The organism is Sinorhizobium sp. 6-70 (genome assembly GCF_030124375.1).
GTDB lineage: Bacteria > Pseudomonadota > Alphaproteobacteria > Rhizobiales > Rhizobiaceae > Sinorhizobium.
This window is the reverse complement of sequence record NZ_JASKLS010000001.1, coordinates 566935-580284: the sequence shown is the minus strand read 5'-3', so window position 1 is coordinate 580284 and position 13350 is coordinate 566935. Positions and strand designations below refer to the sequence as shown.

Here is a 13350-nt window from a genome sequence, read left to right as displayed (position 1 = left end):
ACTTCGTGGCGCCCGCTAGAGAAATGCCGACTCGTTCACGGAGCATTTCGTCAGCATGAACCTTCCAATTTATATGACTGGCCTGATGATGGGCTTGAGCCTGATCGTCGCAATCGGTGCGCAGAACGCCTTCGTTCTGCGCCAGGGCTTGCGGCGCGAGCATGTATTCGCCGTGTGCCTTACATGCGGCGTGTCCGATGCCATCCTGATCCTTCTCGGCGTTACCAGCCTCCGGCAGATTGCGGCGATGCTGCCCTGGCTCGATCCGGCCATGCGATTTGGGGGAGCCGCCTTCCTCATCTGGTACGGCGCAAAAAGCCTCCGTTCCGCCATTCGATCTTCCGGAGCCCTGACGGTCGGAGAAGAAGTCTCTTCGCGGTTCTGGCCGACGTTTGCGACCTGCCTGGCGCTCACCTGGCTCAATCCGCATGTCTACCTGGATACGGTCGTGCTTCTCGGCACCATTGCGACCCGCTTTCCGGGGCAGGAAATGCTGTTCGCCGCCGGCGCGATGTCGGCTTCGTTCCTGTTCTTCTTTGCGCTTGGCTACGGCGCCAAGTGGCTGCGCCCGATATTCTCGCGGCCCTCGGCATGGCGGGTGCTGGATCTCGTGATCGCCGCCGTCATGTGGATGATCGCCTACAGGCTGTTGAGCGGGATGTAATGCCGTAGCGAAAGGTGGCTGCGACCTTTCTTTTTACCCAGCGGCGGCAATCAGCGCGTCCGCGGTTCGCCGCAGGAGCGGAATGGCTTCGCCTGCTTCAAGAACCTGCGAGCTGACGAATGCGCCGTTGATCAGCAATGCGAGCTGACCGGCAAGCTCGTCCGGGCGGCCGACCCCGAGCCGCTCCGCGATCCCCTTCAGCCGGCGCCGCATTTCAAGCTTGTGGGCTGCCGCGACCTTCCGCGCCGGGTGGTCTGCCTCCGGGAACTCCGCGGCAACGTTGATCTGCGGGCAACCGCGATAGTGTGGCCGTCCGACCCGCTCGCCGATCCACTCCAGATGCGCGTCAAGCTCCGCCCGCGCGTCATCCTCGTGCTTTTCAGCCACGTGGTCCCATGTGCTCCAGAAATCCTGGTCCTCGCGTGCGAGGAAGGCGGCGACGAGATCGTCCTTCGTGCCGAAATGCCGGTAGAGGCTGGTCTTGGCGACGCCGGCCTCCTCGACCACGAGGTCGACTCCGACGGCACGCACGCCGCGCGCGTAAAAAAGCGTCGACGCCGTTTCAAGGATCCTGTCCCTCACGTCGACAGCATCTTGGTTATTCGCCCTAGCCGCGCTTTTCGCCATCGCTTACCTCCGATTTTCGTAACCTAGCACAAGCCTGCTTGACACGCTACAGACTTGTTTGTAGCGATAGAACAAACAGGTCTGTAGCGTGGAGGAAGGCGATGACTGTTCACTCATCAGGAACTTCGGAGAAGGATCGGGCTGTCGCCGTATTCGGGGCTGCCGGGCATACGGGACGTTTCGTCGTCTCGGAACTCTTGCGCCGCGGCATCACTCCGATCGCCGTCGCACGCAACGTGGCGAAGCTGGCCGAGTTCGCGGATCGCGGCATCGAGGTGCGGGGTACTTCGATAGACGACCCGGAATCGCTCGATCAGGCATTCAAGGGCGCGGCCGCGGTCATCAACTGTGCCGGGCCCTTTCTCGACACCGCCGATGCGGTCGCTTCCGCAGCGCTTCGTGCGGGGATCCACTATCTCGACGTGACGGCCGAGCAGCCGAGCGCGCAGGCGATCTACGACAAATTCGACAAGGCGGCGCGCGATGCCGGCGTGCTCTTCGTTCCGGCAATGGGCTTTTACGGCGGCTTTGCCGACCTGCTCGTTACGACAGCCATGGGCGACTGGGACAGCGCCGACGAGATCAGGGTAGGGATTGCGCTCGACAGCTGGCACCCGACGGAAGGCACGCGAATAACGGGCGCGAAGAACACGGCCCGGCGCATGATCGTTGCCAACGGTGCGCTTGTGCCGGTGGTTCAGCCGGCCGCCGAGGCGGACTGGAATTTCCCGGAGCCGTTCGGGCAGCAGAAGGTCGTCGAACTGCCGTTTTCGGAGATCGTCGTGATTGCGCGGCATACGCGCTCATCCGAGCTCCGCACCTATCTCAATCGCACTGCGCTGAGTGACGTCCGGGACCCGGCGACGCCAGCGCCCGAGCCCGCGGACGAGAACGGTCGATCCGCGCAGATCTTCCTGGTCGAGGCGACCGTGCGAAAGGGCGAGCAGATCCGGCGGATCGCCGCGGAGGGGCGAGACATCTATGCCTTCTCGGCGCCGCTCATCTCAGAGGCCGTCCAGCGCATTCTCGACGGCAGGGCGCGGGGCAGTGGCGCCCAGGCGCCGGGCGCGATTTTCGATGCCCGCGACTATCTCAACGCGCTCGCGCCGGACCATCTGTCGTTGGCGGTCGCGGAGGACTAACCCGCCCAAAAGAAATCCCGCCTGTCTCTCTCTGACAGGCGGGACCGAACGTGACTTTGGTTTCGCTGGTTATGTGGAGGTCAGCCGCCCTTCACATATCCCTGGGCTTCCACGATCCGGCCGTTGCGTACATGCATGAGGTTCACGCCGCGCACGGAATCCTGGTGCTCCGGCCCCCAGATCAGCCGCCAGCGGATTTCCCCGCGATCGCCGTGCGCGATGATGCTTTCGGTTTCGAAGTAAGCATCGGACATCGTGGCGATTTTCGTCCAAAGCTCTATGCAGTCTGCCTTGCCCTCATGGCGGGAGCCGTCCGGTGCCGGCTGGGTGTTTTCGATGATGCAATCATCGGCAACGAGATCCTGCAGGGCAGCAGGGTCGTGGTCCAGGAACACACGGTTGAAGCGCTCCAGAATTTCGGCGGTCCGTAGGCTTTCCGGATCTTTGAAGCTGGCCGGGTCTTTGAAGCTATCGCTTGTCATCATGACCTCCCTGTTCCGCTTCACGCAGCTTCGCGCGGCACGAAGAACACGCCATTGGCGCGGTGGGTGAGCCGCTCGGCCCGGAGCGCTTCACGCACCGCGGGACGGGCGCCGACGCGGCGCATGAACGCCTCGAGCCCTGGCCAGCGCGACAGATCGATGTCCAGCCACGGCGACCAGTTGAGGCAGACGAAGAGATAGACATCCGCGACGCTTAAGCTGTCGCCGGTCAGAAAGTCTCCGGCAAATTGTGTCGATATCCAGTCGAGACGTGCCGTGACATGCTTTCGAAGCACATCCTTCACCGCGGCATAATCGGGATAGAACATCTGGACCATCGGCTTGTGGAGTTCGCTCGAGACGAAGTTCAACAGCGACTGGATGCGCCGGCGTTCACGGGCATCGCGAGGCGCGAGGCCGCCGGACGGCTTCATGTCGGCCAGATGCTGGACGATAGCCGGGCCTTCCATAAGGATCTCGCCGTCGTCCAGCATAAGCACCGGCACGTATCCGTTCGGGTTGAGGCTAAGAAAGTCCTCTCCGTCGCTGGTCCTGTGCGTTCCGCGGTCGACTTCGACGATGTCGATATCAAGTTCGAGTTCCCGCGCGACGATGTGCGGCGACAGGGAACAGGCGGCCTGCTGGATATAGAGCTTCATGGCTTCCTCCAATCTCGAATAGGTCGGGCCTGACTGCTGCTCGACATTTATACGAGATCGCATATAATTCAGGGAACGTCAATATTTTTATGCGAGTTCGAATAAAAATGACCAATGCGAAACGCGGGCGGCCGGTGCAATACGATCGGGAACAGGCACTTCAGCGGGCGAGCGATCTCTTCTGGTCGGCTGGTTTCGCCGCGACATCGCTTGATGACCTCAGCGCGGCAACACAGATGACGCGGCCGAGCCTCGCCGGAGCATTCGGCGACAAGGAGGCTCTTTATCTTGCAGCGCTCGAACGTTACCGCGACGCCGGTGTGGATGCTTTAAGAGAAACCCTGAGCGGCAAGCTGCCGCTCAGGACGGAATTGGCAGAGGTCTTGCGCAAATCGACGGACGTCTACATGGCCACGACTGACGCCGCACGCGGGTGCCTGCTTATCGGAACCGCGTCGGTCGAGGCCGTGCATCGCCCGGCCGTCCGTCGCGTGCTGCAGGAGAGCCTCGCCGCTTTCAATACCATCCTGGAGGAGCGGATCCGCAAGGCAATTGCCGATGGCGAGCTCGGCCCGGAAGCCGACGCCGCCGGCCTGGCATCCGTGGCCTCGGCCATCATGCATTCGCTCGCCGTTCGAGCGCGCGCCGGCGAGCCGCGAGAAGCACTCGACAAGCTCAGCGGCGCGGCGCTCGACCTGATCTCAGGGAAGATGCGCCGCGAACGTGCGGAATAGAGCGGGGTGAGGAAAAGTGTATGCGGTTTTCCGCCCGCATCCCGTCTCAACTCATCATGGCTGCGCCCATCGCGCAGACAGATCAGGCGCTCTTCGGTTTCTTCTGCGAACGGGCGGCCTTTGCCGACGTGTTCAGCGCCACCGCGGCGCGGATCAGCGCCTTCAGCGCCCCTTCATCGATCTTCTCGCCCTCGCGGATATCGATGGCACGGCGGGTGTTGCCTTCGAGGCTCGAGTTGAAGAGGCTTTCCGGGTCCTCCAGCGAAGCGCCCTTGGCGAAGGTCAGCTTCACGACCTGCTTGTAGGTCTCGCCGGTGCAGATGATGCCGGCATGCGACCACACCGGAACGCCTCGCCATTTCCACTCCTCGATGACTTCGGGATCGGCCTGCCGGATAAGTGCCCGAACCCGGGCGAGCGTCTCGCCCCGCCAATCGCCAAGCTCGTCGATTCTGGCATCGATCAGCCGAGAGGGAGAGTCTTCTGCTTTTCCGTCCATCGGGTCGCCTTTCTTCGTGGTTGTTGTCGTTCGCCTCGCGCCTTCACGCGAACTTGTTTCATTGAAACCACAGTACACGGCAGCGGCCAACAACTGGCGCGTCGGTTGTGCTACGGCAAGGCGTCTCCTTCCACCTCATTCCTGTGCTTGTCACAGGAATCCAGCCAGCCCAAGTCCTTGGGCTAAAAAGACTCTTCCGCGCAACGCAGGCGTCGCTATTGCAGCATCTGCGCTGCTGCCAGAAGGAGTCAATCACGGCGCGGACGCGCCGTGGCTGGATTCCTGTGACAAGCACAGGAATGAGGGAGGGGAGTCTGCGTCGGAAGATCGTTACACACTTTTCGCTACTTCAGTTGAGACTCAATCGCAGCCTTGTCGATGACCGACCAGACCCTTTCGATCCGCCCCTCCACAAATTCGTAGAAGACATTTTCCGCGAACCGGACCTTCCGGCCGTTGACGGGGAGGCCGAACAGCACGCCTTTCGGCGTGCAGTCGAAACGCAGCCGGCTCGCGATCAGGGGCGGCTCGGAAACCAGGAGCTCTATGTCGAAGTGGAGGTCGGGTATCGCGTTGAAATCGCCCTCGAGCATCCTGCGATAGCCTGAGAGTCCGATCCGCTTGCCGTTGTAGTGAACGTCGTCACGAACGAAGTTGCCGAGGTTCGGCCAATCCTGGTCGTTCAGGCACTGAATGTAGCCTCGGTAGAGGTCGGAAAGCTCGGCTCTTGTCATCACCGCTGCTCGTCACATTCGTTCGCCGGGCAATTCGCTGGCTTGCGTGATCCGGGCGGCAAGTCAGTCTCCTCTTCGGTACTGGTGCTCGAACCCGAGACCGGTCATGCCGGCAGGTCTATCTGAAGCCGTTCCAAACATAGTCTGCGAACTTCGACGGAATCATGAATTTCAGACTGACGGGATCCACGTCCCACTTCTGCCCGCCGCTGAGAAAGAAGATCTCGTAGGCCGATCGGCGAGGGAAGTTGGTCATGCCCTCAGCCCGAGGGCGAGCGTCATGTCGTTGATGATCCCGAGACGCGCTTCAATCGCCGCAATCTTCTCGGGTGTATCTGCACCGGAAGCCTCGATGTCGATGAACAGCTGCTCGAAACCACCTGGCGTGACGGTGCCGAACATCTGGCCCGGCTCGCCGCTTATATTTCGCCAGGCGTGTGGCACATGCGGTGGCAGAACGACGACGGCACCCGGAGGGGCGTCGAACTCGTCGTCACCGCATTGGAAGCGATAGAGACCGCGTATGACGCGAAAGACCTCGGTCTCGCGTGTGTGCGTATGAGGAGCCGGGCCCCCGCCAGGCGGAGTGAAGGTTTCCCACATCGCGAACGCGCCTCCGGTCTCTGCAGCCGTGACATGGATCACAACCTTTGCGCCGAAAGGCGTTCTTGCCGTGCGTTCCTTGCCAGGCAACGAGACAACTGCATTTCGGAAAGTCGACATGGCTCCCCCCAGTTGGGCTCCCTCCCAGTTGGTTGCAGTCTATATAGCATATCGCGGGGAGGTGGTTAATCTTGATGTTCGCCGGATGCGCAGCAATTCAAAGTGCTACAGCGTGCTTTGCGCGTCTGATAAGACGCGCGGCGCTGTAGGCCAGCGTGGAAGTTGGTTTTGGACTTCTCCATAAGCCGGCACCGGCGCCATTAATAGACGAAGTAACGCTTTGCAATGACGATGCCGTTACTTCGGGACGTACCGCCTTCGCGAAGCAAGACCGGTTTTTACTTGCCCTGATTTGTGTTAGGATGCTCGAAAAATTTTGGGGGCCATGTGTTGAAACGGGAGGAAGAAACATGGCTATACAGGTCCCGACGGATTTCCGCCGCGTGATTGTCGCCGCGTCGGTGGGAAACATCATCGAATGGTATGATTTTTATATTTTCGGCAGCCTGGCCGCAGTGCTGTCGGTCAAGTTCTTCGAACCATCGCACCCGGTCGCGGCGCTCCTGAGCACCATTGCGCTGTTTACCGCAGGCTTCCTGATCCGTCCGCTGGGGGCGTTTCTCTTCGGCTGGATGGGTGACAGGGTCGGCCGCAAATACACGTTCCTGATTACGCTGAGCGGCATGGGGCTCGGCACCGGCGCGATCGGCCTGATCCCGACCTACGAGGCGATAGGCCTCACTGCCGCATTCCTGCTCTTCGGCCTCAGGATGATCCAGGGCCTGTGCCTTGGCGGGGAGTATGGCGGCGCCATCACCTATGTCGCCGAGCATGTGCCCGATGAAAGCCGCGGCTACTACACCGGCTGGCTACAGACCTCTCCGACGCTCGGGATCGTCGTGTCGTTGGCGGTGGTCATCGCCACGCGCACCTATTTCGGCAATGAGGTCTTCGAGGCATGGGCGTGGCGGGTGCCGTTCCTGCTGTCGTTCCTGCTGGTCGCCATCGCCATCTACATCCGGCTCCAGCTCCAGGAGACACCGGTGTTCGCGGAGATCAAGGCGAGGGGACAGATGACCCAGAACCCCTGGAAGGAAGCCTTCCTGAGCGCCAACGCCAAATATGTCGGGATCGCCACCATCGTGCTGATCGGGCAGGGGGTGGTCTGGTACAGCGGCCAGTTCTGGGCGCTCTACTTCCTGCAGCAGGTTTCCAAGGTGGACCCGCTGAGCTCGGCCTACATCGTCGGCGCAGCGCTGCTCCTTGCCACGCCGAGCCTGATCCTCTTCGGATGGCTCTCCGACATCGTCGGCCGCAAGCCGGTGATCCTCGGAGGCATGTTGCTCGCCGCGATCACCTACTATCCGCTGTATCTGTGGCTTGGAACGGTGACGCAGCCGGACAACATCAACTATCCGACCGCGATCTTCATCATCTTCATCCTCGTCTGCTACGTCGGGATGGTCTATGGGCCGGTCGGCGCGTTCCTGGCGGAATATTTCCCCGGCAGGATCCGCTACACGTCGGTGTCGGTGCCCTATCACATCGGCAACGGCTGGGGCGGCGGCCTGGTGCCCTTCGTCACCTCGGCGGCTTTCGCGGCCACGGGCAGCGTCGGCTACGCGTTGATCTATCCAATCGTCGTTCCCGCCATCTGCTTCGTGCTCGCCCTGATCCTGATGCCCGAGACGCGGCAGGTCAGCATATGGCAGCCGGTTGAGCCAAGGGCAGGGTGAAGTCGCTGAGTGATGGCACGGCGTCGTGCGTCTGAAGGGATGTGCGGCGCTGGGGCCGTGGGTGTGGAGGATGCTCGAGCAGGAGTGGTGGATCTCCCCCACAAGGGGGGAGATCGGCAAGGAGCGCGGTCCCGCTCCGCCAACTATCCCGTGCGCGCGGCTTTAGGCGATTTCGGCGTTTGCGTGTTTGCTGTCGGGGAGGACGGCACTCCCGGCCAATCTCTCGCCTTGTGGAGATGCCCGGCAGGGCGGACGGGGTGCCAGCAAAAGCTCAACTGGCGTTTCAGAGGCGCTTTTGTTATCCGTAAGACTGCTCGCGGTTTAGGGGAAGACGAATGTCTCTGCTTGCCTTGCACCATGTATCGATCATCACCGCTGACCTAAGCAAATCGCTGCCTTTCTATCGTGATGTATTCGGGCTCACGGAAATTCCGCGGCCGAATTTTCCTGTAGCCGGCGCTTGGCTGGCCTGTGGCGACCTGCAGGTGCATCTGGTTGTCCATCCCGAAGGGACGTTCCGCAAGAGCCCCGCGATCGACCGCAACGATTGGCACTTTGCCTTCCGCACCGATGATTTCGAGGGCGTCATGCAGCGCCTGAAGACCCTCGGCTTTACGGAGGAACTGCCGCAAGGCGATCCGAAATGCCTGCTGGTCTCCCGCTCTGGCCTGGCCGGTTTCCCGCAACTCTATCTCCGCGACCCCGACTTGAATGTCGTAGAGATCAATGGAGCACGATAAACAAACGCGAAGAAAGTTTGCGATAGTGAACTCGGCGTAGTTTGCTCCGCTGAAGGCGGGCGGACCCACTCCATTCTGTTGATGGGCGCAATTGCTACCGAGTTCCGGACAACATGCAGTAGCCGGGGAGGGAATGATGGGCATCTACAGCGACGTCATCCTGCCGAAACTCTGCGATTGCTCCATGCGCAACGAGCGCCTGCTTCCCTATCGCGAACGGGTGATCGGCGCGGCGGAAGGGCGGGTGCTGGAGATCGGCAGCGGATCCGGCCTCAACCTGCCGCACTACCGTCCGGCGGTCCGGGAAATCCTGGCGCTCGAGCCTTCGCAAAGTCTCGCGGCCATGGCACGTCGCGTCCCGCATTCCGCGATCCCGGTCAACTTCATCGAAGCCTCCGCCGAGGCGATCCCGCTCGATGACGGGAGCGTCGACACCGTGGTGACGACCTGGACGCTGTGCACCATTCCCGGGGCGGCGACGGCACTTTCGGAAATGCGCCGCGTGCTGAAATCCGGGGGCAGGCTGCTGTTCGTCGAGCATGGGCGCTCGCCCGACCGCGGCGTGCGCTGGTGCCAGGATTGCCTCAACCCGATCTGGCGGCGCATCACCGGCGGCTGCAATCTCAACCGTCCGATCCGGTCGCTGATAGAGGATGGCGGCTTTCGGATCGACCGGGTCGATACCGGCTATATGCGCGGGCCGAAGCCGATGACCTTCATGTACGAAGGCAGCGCACGGCCGAAGTGACCGGACATCCCGGCCGTGACTCCTTGCCGGGGCAACACGCTCAGTGCCGGGTTTCGGGCCAGACGAACATGCTTCGTCATAAACCATTTACCTTTCGACTGAACCGCGCAGCAACATCTCTCCGCTAATGGTGGCTCTTCATGGGTGGGCTTGGGCGCTGAGATGCAGATATCAATTTATATACTGGCCGCTATTGCCATGACTATTGCCAAGGGACGGCAGGTGCACAGGCTGCTTCGCAGCCGCAGCTACAACTGGAAGAGCGCCGGCCTTGTTTTCCTCGCCTGGTCGGCAATGACCCTGCCGTTTATTGTTTCGGCCTGTGACGGGGTTGCCTGCGAATGGAGCCCGAAGCTTGGCTGGTGGGCCGATCTGCTCCGTCAGGTATCGCCGTTTGACAGGCTGGACGCCGGCACGACGGTCACCGTGGTGATGATCACCTATACGGTTCTGACGATCTACTTTCTCGGCCATTGCCTTGGTTGGGCGCTCTATGGAACCAAGAGGCTTCTTCGGTTCGCGGTATAGCCGTCCCGCAACAGGCTTGAGCCTACTCGCAGCATCGAAGCTGCTGTTGGACTGGCGGACACTTCACCGAACCGAACGAACAGAACACGCAACAGTCTCCGGGGCGGGGGCGCAGCAGTGTCTTGCAGTTGGCGCATTCATAGAAGTACCGGCAGGCATCGGTCGGCATGGTTTCCCGCCGGGCGAAACCGCAATCGGGGCAGGTCAGCACGGATTCGAGAACGACAGCATTCATCGCGGTACCACTTGCTTCAATCTACGCGCGTCTTCTGAAAGTACACGACAGCAGTCTACTGCTGTCTCGTCGGTTGCGGTACGGGGAGCTTCTCCTCGGTCCCTGAAGGCCATTTGATCTGTCTATTGATCTCTCTGAGCGGTGACCCACCCGCCTCATCCCTGTGACAAGCACAGGAATGAGGAGGCGGAGGAGAAGCCCTGCCGCACCGCAACCGACGAAGCGCGGTACGCCAGGAAACATGCGATTGTCATTCGGTCGCGTAGACTTCCGGCGCCTTGCCGTCCTTCGGCACGGTATAGATCACGAATTTTTCCGTCTTGGTGCCGGACATGCCGGGAGAACCCATCGGCATTCCCGGGAGCGTGATGCCGGCGATCGCGGGCTTCTCCTTGAGGAGCTTGCGCACGACGTTGATCGGCACGTGGCCGTCGATGACATAGCCGTCGATGAAGGTGGTGTGGCAGCCTTGCATGTCTTCCGGCACGCCGGCCTTGTGGCTGATCGCGGCGAGTTCGTCGGTTTCCTTCACATCGACCTTGAAGCCGTTGTCGCGGAGATAGGCGACATAGCCCTCGCAGCAGCCGCACTCCGGGCTCTTGTAGAGTGTTGCGTCCAGCGACTGCGCGAGTGCCGGCGTGGCGAAGGCGATGAGAGCGGCGAGGCTCGTGAGGCGGATCATGCGGTTCATTTCAATTCTCCATGGGGTAAATCTGTGTATCTTCCGTTTGCTTCATGCGCCGCGCGGCCGTCTCGTGATCGATGACAGGCCGTGCAGCATCCGGTCGGCGGCGAAGGCGACGTTCTCGGCTCAGAGACCGTGTCGGCACGAAGAACGCGCGCGTTCGCTCGTCCCGGCCGGTCGGGGAGCGACGGCCGGGGATCAGCCGATGTCGGAGGTTCGTGGCGGGTCGGGATCGGGGGGCAGGGTCCGGCCGTCGAGAGACAGATCGGGGGCGAGGATCGAAGTCGGGTCCTCGCCGTCCGGCACGAGTGCCGCAAGAGGAAGCGGCGCGATGACGGCGGCAGCACAGACATTGCCGCAGGCCATGGCCTTCATGCCGTCCGGCTGGTCCGGGCAATCCTGGCAGTCGCCATGCTGAGCCGTATCCGGCATGATCATATCGGATGTGACCGTGTCCGACTTCACGGTGTTCGACTTGACCGCGTCCGACTTGACCGCGTCCGACTGGGCCATTTCAGGCATCGTCGCCATTCTGGCGGCCACGCCGCTCGCCTGCGCGAAAGACAGGCCCATGCCCGTGGCGAGGAAAACCGCGAGGAGAAAGCTGACGATTTGTCTTGGTGCATGCCGTTGTCCCAAAAGCGCTCTGCGCTTCCAGGAGGCACGCAACCTTCGGACGGACCAGTGCTGCATGACAGGAGAGACAATTGCGCCGAATTCGGTGAAACACAAGCCGCGGCACACGTCCGGGAGAGGCGCGCCCTGTCAATATTGCGTGACGAAAGCGCGCACTGGCTTCGGCGGAGGACAGGTACTCGGCCGGGGCGGTATTAACGAGGGCGGCGTCGGACCGGCGATCGCGATGCCTCGCATCATCGACACGGCAGAGCCGCGTGAGTCTTGGCCTCTTCAGCGCTGGCCGCACCCAAGAAACGGGCGTCTAATGTTACTCCCACAAAAGGGGAGGAAGTCATGAGAAACGAGGTTTTGCATGAAGGCGTCCTTATAAGCCGCCGCACGATCCTGCTGGCCCTGTGCGGGGTGCCAGCCGGCATTGGTCTGCTGCCTCACTTGGCCGTGGCCGCTCCTGCCGTTGCTGCCGACGACCCTCGCGTTCATGTTCAGCTCCTAACCATCGACAACGGCGCGGGCGGGTTGCAGAGCTACGTGGCGGTGCCGAAAACCGACAGGGGGCAGCTCACCAGCATCATCGTAGCCCATGACGCGCTGGGCTTGACGCCACATTTCGAGGACGTCGCACGGCGCCTGGCGGCAGCGGGATCCTTTGCCGTGATAGTACCGGACTATGCCTCGCGCTACGGCGGGACCCCGGCCGAGCCGATGCCTGCTCACGAGGTTGTCGGCATGACCACCTGGGATGAATGGCTGGCCGACACCCGCTCGGCGCTGGGCTGGCTGACACGGCAACCTCGGAGCAATGGCAAGGTGGCGGCGATTGGATTCGGACTGGGCGGCAGCGCCCTCGGCCGAATGATGTTCCAATTGAACGAGCTGACGAGCGGGGTGATTTTCTACGGGCGTGCCCCGCCACTCGAAAACGTCGCGAAAATTGCCGCCCCCCTGTTGCTCAACTACGCAGCCGACGACCGCCTGGTTAACCCGCAGCGGCGTGCTTTCGAGGAAGCCTTGAAGAAGGCAGGGGTCAGCTATCAAGCGTTCATTTATGAGGGTGCCAAACACGGCTTTGAGGACGACACCGTCTCCTCCACCTACTCCAAGGACGCCGCGAAACTCGCGTGGGAGCGGACAATGGATTTCCTGAAGGAGACCACTGCGTAAGGACGCCCTGATGACTACGCCATTCCCGGGCGATATACCGCTCTGGGGTTTTGCCGAACAGCGCAAGAAGCACCCCAGAGCCTGCGGCAAGATGCCGGTTTCCGATCAATCGTCGGGGATCGTCAGTTCGGTTTCGTCCGTGTCCACGACGAAGACTGCCAGGATCTTGGCATCTTCTGTGTCGCTGGCATTGGCGCTGACCTGATGGTGGTCGCCGGGAACTTCAATCCAGTTTTCGCCGGTGTTGTAGATCTTGACCTCGCCACCATTGACCTGGCTCTTGATGCGCCCCTGGATCACGGTCGCAGAAATAAAGGCGGTCTTGGCGTGCGTATGCGACGGGTTGTGTCCGCCAGGTCCGTATTCCACCAGGACGCCCCGCATGCTCTTGCCCGGAACATGGGGCAGCTTGTGGTCGAATATCGTCGTGATCTTGGCATTGTACGGTTCGTCGGCAAAGGCGGGCGCGGCCGCGAACAATGCGAAGGAAAAGGCAGCAGCAATGGGCCTGAACATCAGGTGTCTCCTCTACATGGCCGGAACCTACAGCGTCGTGCGTCGCTTTGGACGCGCAAAAGGACGCTGTAGCACTTTGAACCGCTGCATGTTTTTGTCCTTAAATCGGCGACGGTTTAAGGAAACATGCAGTAGGGCTCCAACTGCGATCTAATCAA

The 13350-nt window shown here is 61.6% G+C and carries 18 protein-coding genes; 8 read left to right on the top strand and 10 right to left on the bottom strand.

Going from position 1 to position 13350, the window contains the following annotated elements; all coding sequences use genetic code 11:
• Window positions 1-55: 55 nt before the first annotated feature.
• The gene (locus tag QN222_RS02855; RefSeq protein ID WP_283964280.1) at window positions 56-664 is read left to right on the top strand and encodes a LysE/ArgO family amino acid transporter; all 609 of its coding nucleotides are present in this window, start codon (window positions 56-58) and stop codon (window positions 662-664) included.
• Between the two features lie 33 nt (window positions 665-697).
• Here the strand turns inward: QN222_RS02855 and QN222_RS02850 are convergent, their stop codons facing one another.
• Window positions 698-1291 carry a helix-turn-helix domain-containing protein gene (locus tag QN222_RS02850; RefSeq protein ID WP_283964279.1) on the bottom strand — a complete coding sequence of 198 codons (594 nt, stop codon included), beginning with the start codon at window positions 1289-1291 and terminating at the stop codon, window positions 698-700.
• A gap of 101 nt (window positions 1292-1392) precedes the next feature.
• Between QN222_RS02850 and QN222_RS02845 the strand changes: the two genes are divergently transcribed.
• Entirely contained in the window at window positions 1393-2433 is a 1041-nt protein-coding gene (locus QN222_RS02845) for an NAD(P)H-binding protein (RefSeq protein WP_283964278.1), read from the top strand.
• 80 nt (window positions 2434-2513) lie between these two features.
• On the opposite strand, the gene QN222_RS02840 is transcribed toward QN222_RS02845, so the two are convergent.
• A complete protein-coding gene (locus QN222_RS02840; RefSeq protein WP_283964277.1) occupies window positions 2514-2915 on the bottom strand; it encodes a nuclear transport factor 2 family protein in 402 nt (133 codons plus the stop codon).
• 20 nt (window positions 2916-2935) lie between these two features.
• Window positions 2936-3574, bottom strand: coding sequence for a glutathione S-transferase family protein (locus tag QN222_RS02835; protein WP_283964276.1), 639 nt, complete (start codon window positions 3572-3574; stop codon window positions 2936-2938).
• Window positions 3575-3681: 107 nt separating this feature from the next.
• On the opposite strand from QN222_RS02835, the gene QN222_RS02830 reads away from it, so the two are divergent.
• Window positions 3682-4308 carry a TetR/AcrR family transcriptional regulator gene (locus QN222_RS02830; RefSeq protein WP_284005214.1) on the top strand — a complete coding sequence of 209 codons (627 nt, stop codon included), beginning with the start codon at window positions 3682-3684 and terminating at the stop codon, window positions 4306-4308.
• Between the two features lie 82 nt (window positions 4309-4390).
• Here the strand turns inward: QN222_RS02830 and QN222_RS02825 are convergent, their stop codons facing one another.
• The 3 genes from QN222_RS02825 to QN222_RS02815 form a co-directional block, all read right to left on the bottom strand.
• Window positions 4391-4807, bottom strand: a complete 417-nt coding sequence (locus tag QN222_RS02825; RefSeq protein ID WP_283965756.1) for a DUF1801 domain-containing protein — start codon at window positions 4805-4807, stop codon at window positions 4391-4393.
• A gap of 344 nt (window positions 4808-5151) precedes the next feature.
• Window positions 5152-5541, bottom strand: coding sequence for an ester cyclase (locus QN222_RS02820; RefSeq protein ID WP_283965755.1), 390 nt, complete (start codon window positions 5539-5541; stop codon window positions 5152-5154).
• Between the two features lie 252 nt (window positions 5542-5793).
• The gene (locus QN222_RS02815) at window positions 5794-6264 is read right to left on the bottom strand and encodes a cupin domain-containing protein (protein ID WP_283965754.1); all 471 of its coding nucleotides are present in this window, start codon (window positions 6262-6264) and stop codon (window positions 5794-5796) included.
• Window positions 6265-6614: 350 nt separating this feature from the next.
• On the opposite strand from QN222_RS02815, the gene QN222_RS02810 reads away from it, so the two are divergent.
• From QN222_RS02810 to QN222_RS02795, 4 genes are all read left to right on the top strand, one after another.
• Entirely contained in the window at window positions 6615-7940 is a 1326-nt protein-coding gene (locus QN222_RS02810; RefSeq protein ID WP_283965753.1) for an MFS transporter, read from the top strand.
• Window positions 7941-8275: 335 nt separating this feature from the next.
• Window positions 8276-8680, top strand: coding sequence for a VOC family protein (locus tag QN222_RS02805; protein ID WP_283965752.1), 405 nt, complete (start codon window positions 8276-8278; stop codon window positions 8678-8680).
• Window positions 8681-8816: 136 nt separating this feature from the next.
• Window positions 8817-9428, top strand: coding sequence for a class I SAM-dependent methyltransferase (locus QN222_RS02800; protein WP_283965751.1), 612 nt, complete (start codon window positions 8817-8819; stop codon window positions 9426-9428).
• Between the two features lie 198 nt (window positions 9429-9626).
• On the top strand, window positions 9627-9956 hold the full coding sequence (locus QN222_RS02795) for a hypothetical protein (RefSeq protein WP_283965750.1): 330 nt from the start codon (window positions 9627-9629) through the stop codon (window positions 9954-9956).
• 22 nt (window positions 9957-9978) lie between these two features.
• Here QN222_RS02795 and QN222_RS02790 read toward each other — a convergent pair whose 3' ends face one another.
• The 3 genes from QN222_RS02790 to QN222_RS02780 form a co-directional block, all read right to left on the bottom strand.
• Entirely contained in the window at window positions 9979-10191 is a 213-nt protein-coding gene (locus QN222_RS02790) for a GDCCVxC domain-containing (seleno)protein (RefSeq protein WP_283965749.1), read from the bottom strand.
• 250 nt (window positions 10192-10441) lie between these two features.
• Window positions 10442-10882, bottom strand: coding sequence for a DUF411 domain-containing protein (locus QN222_RS02785; RefSeq protein WP_283965748.1), 441 nt, complete (start codon window positions 10880-10882; stop codon window positions 10442-10444).
• Between the two features lie 192 nt (window positions 10883-11074).
• Window positions 11075-11419, bottom strand: coding sequence for a hypothetical protein (locus QN222_RS02780; protein WP_283965747.1), 345 nt, complete (start codon window positions 11417-11419; stop codon window positions 11075-11077).
• A gap of 429 nt (window positions 11420-11848) precedes the next feature.
• Between QN222_RS02780 and QN222_RS02775 the strand changes: the two genes are divergently transcribed.
• Window positions 11849-12676 (top strand): dienelactone hydrolase family protein, encoded by an 828-nt coding sequence (locus QN222_RS02775; protein ID WP_284005212.1) that lies wholly within the window; start codon window positions 11849-11851, stop codon window positions 12674-12676.
• Between the two features lie 105 nt (window positions 12677-12781).
• Here the strand turns inward: QN222_RS02775 and QN222_RS02770 are convergent, their stop codons facing one another.
• Window positions 12782-13192: a cupin domain-containing protein gene (locus QN222_RS02770; protein ID WP_283965016.1), complete on the bottom strand. Its 411-nt coding sequence runs from the start codon at window positions 13190-13192 to the stop codon at window positions 12782-12784.
• Window positions 13193-13350: the final 158 nt, after the last annotated feature.